This is a genomic window from Erwinia sp. PME.40.26/001 (assembly GCF_055556675.1).
Window position 1 is genome coordinate 1 of sequence record NZ_JBVHNP010000206.1, and the last position, 267, is coordinate 267.

A 267-nucleotide genomic window follows, 5' to 3' on the forward strand; every position below is an offset into this window, starting at 1 on the left:
GAGCGCCGCTTCCGCGAAACCGAAAGTGAGTGGGCGCGTGAAGAACTCGGCAAATACTTCAGTGACGTTCCGTGCGAAGCGTGCCACGGTTATCGCCTGAAGCCGGAAGCGCTTTCCGTCAAGATCGGCGGTAAGCATATTGGCGAAGTCGCCGAGCTTTCGGTTCTGCGCGCCGGGGAATGGTTCGAGAACGTTCCCAAGCAGTTGAACAAGCAGCAGAACGAGATCGCGACGCGCGTGCTCAAGGAAATTCGCGAGCGGCTATCG

1 protein-coding gene is annotated in these 267 nt (G+C 58.8%); it reads left to right on the top strand.

Going from position 1 to position 267, the window contains the following annotated elements:
- Positions 1-267: hypothetical protein (locus ACZ3HG_RS23860; RefSeq protein ID WP_465334868.1), on the top strand; the 267-nt coding region annotated here is incomplete at both ends.